The sequence below is a fragment of the Falsiroseomonas sp. RANM36 genome, assembly GCF_056682175.1.
The window spans coordinates 365,326-367,005 of the sequence record NZ_JBWXTD010000004.1 but is presented as its reverse complement, the minus strand read 5'-3'; the positions used below and the strand labels follow the sequence as shown (position 1 = coordinate 367,005).

Below are 1,680 nucleotides of genomic sequence, written 5' to 3'. Positions count from 1 at the left end.
GTGCGCCAGACATTCAGATGCGTCTCCTCGGTCAGCGCATAGCCGATGGAGGGCGTGCCGTGATCCAGCACCGCGGCACGCAGCCCGATCGGTCCCGTCCGCAGCAGCGTGCCGTCGGCCGCCGGCAGCGCGGGCGGCAGCGTCCCGCCGGCCGCGAGCGCGGCGAGGCGCTCGGCCTGCAGCCGCAGCGCGGCGAGGCGCACCTGCATCTGGCCGAGCTCCGCGCGCGGCGCGGCGTCGTGCAGGCGCAGCAGCGGCTGGCCTTCCGCCACCGTCTCGCCTTCGCGCACCAGCACCGCCTGCACGATGCCGCCCTCCAGGTGCTGCACCGGCGCGGCGGCGAGCGAGGTCTCCACCTGACCCGGCGCGACTGCGATCTCGGGCAGCGGCGTCACCGCGGCCCAGCCGAGGAAGCCCGCGACGATGGCGGCGGCGCCGAGGATGGCGGCGCGTTCGGCGCCGCGCAGCCGCACCTCCTCCAGCGCCAGGATGTGGCGATCCGGGCTCGGCACCCGGCTCGGCTCGGGAAGGGCGAGGATGCGGCTCATCTCTGCGGTCCTGCGGGCTTGAAGACGGGCAGGCGCAGCGGCGCCGCCGGCGGATTGGCGCCAGGCACCGGCACCTCCTCCACCGCTGCATCGGCGATGCGCAGCACGCGGTCGGCCAGGCGCATGTGGCTCGGACGGTGCGTCGCCATCAGGATGGTGGCACGGCCGCGGCGGGTGCCGACCCCCCCCGCGAAGGCGGTGGCGGTCGCCTCGTCCAGGCCCGCGACGGGCTCGTCCAGCAGCAGCACCGGCGCGTCGCGCAGCAACGCCCGCGCCAGGCCGAGCCGCACCAGCAGGCTGCGCGGCAGGCTGCCCGTCGCGTTGTCGCCGACGCGCGTCTCGAAGCCTTCGGGCAGCGCCTCAACGGCTGCCAGGACATGCGCCTCCGCGCAGGCGCGGCGCAGCGCCTCCTCCGGCGCGTCGGGCGCGGCGAGGCGCAGGTTCTGCGCGATGGTGCCGTAGAGCAGCCGCGGCGTCTGCGGCACATAGGCGACGGCGCGGCGCAGCACCGCGGGGTCATAGGCGCGCACGTCATGCCCGCCGACCCGCACCACGCCGCCCTGCGGGCGATAGAGCCCGGCAACCAGCTGCAGCAGCGTGGACTTGCCCGATCCATCCGCGCCAGTGACGGCGACGACCTCGCCATGGCGGATCGCGAAGCTGGCGCCGGCCAGCACCGGCTCGGCCTGCGGGAGGTAGCGCAGGGAGACGCGATGGAACACCACGTCGCCGCGCGCTGGCGCCGCCATCAGGCCGCGCGCGGCGGCGGGGCGTTCCGTCTCCAGCGCCATCAGCCCGTCCACCTGCCGCATGGAGGCGCGGGTCTGCTCCCAGCGGGACAGCATCAGGAAGGCGCCCTGCATCGGCGTCAGCACGCGCCAGATCAGCATCATCCCGGCGATCAGCGCGCCCGCCGTCATCGCCCCGGCCAGCACCGCGCCGACGCCGAGCACCAGCGCCGCAAGGCCCGATAGCGCCACGATCGCCTGCGCCGCCGCGCCGATCCGCGCCGTGACGGCGGCGGCGCGGGCGGAGGCGAGCGAGGCGGCGGCCCCCCCCCCCCCCGAGCCCGCCCCCCCCCCCCCCCACACCCCCCCCCCCCCCCCCCCGCCCGGGGCCCCCCCCCCCCCCC

At 77.4% G+C, this 1,680-nt stretch carries 1 protein-coding gene and 1 pseudogene; both read right to left on the bottom strand.

Annotated elements, in window-relative coordinates; genetic code table 11:
* Positions 1-548, bottom strand: a pseudogene (locus AC1MIR_RS15515) (hypothetical protein); the annotation flags it as partial.
* The coding region (locus tag AC1MIR_RS15510) for an ATP-binding cassette domain-containing protein (RefSeq protein WP_480029093.1) at positions 545-1,680 on the bottom strand (1,136 nt) is incomplete at its 5' end. The gene AC1MIR_RS15510 and the pseudogene AC1MIR_RS15515, both read right to left, overlap by 4 nt.